Source organism: Xanthomonas bonasiae, from assembly GCF_017163705.1.
Taxonomy (GTDB): domain Bacteria; phylum Pseudomonadota; class Gammaproteobacteria; order Xanthomonadales; family Xanthomonadaceae; genus Xanthomonas_A; species Xanthomonas_A bonasiae.
In genome coordinates this window covers 1-279 of sequence record NZ_JAFIWB010000077.1, presented here as the reverse complement: position 1 = coordinate 279, position 279 = coordinate 1, and the positions used below count along the sequence as shown (strand labels likewise).

The 279-nt window shown below is 63.8% G+C and carries 1 protein-coding gene; it reads right to left on the bottom strand.

Annotated elements, in window-relative coordinates; genetic code table 11:
- A partial coding sequence (locus JR064_RS22965; protein WP_241093265.1) for a cysteine peptidase family C39 domain-containing protein occupies positions 1 to 279 on the bottom strand: 279 nt, incomplete at both ends.

Below are 279 nucleotides of genomic sequence, written 5' to 3'. Positions count from 1 at the left end.
CGGACGCCGCTCGGCGAGATCGTGGATCAGCGCCTGGTCGCCTTGAATGCGGGCAATCAGAAAGGCTTCGCCCGTCGCTCCCCAAGCCAGCGCTGGAAAGTTCGCCATGGACAGGCGACCGGCCGGCATCCGGGAGATCTTGGCCTTCAGGCCAAGCTTGCGGGCAGCCAATAGCAGAGTGACTTCGTCGAAGGCCTCTCCACTCCTGCCGAACTCATGGGCAAGCTGGGACGCATCGGCAGCGATTCCATGGAACTGCGCCAACAGCACAAGGCCACG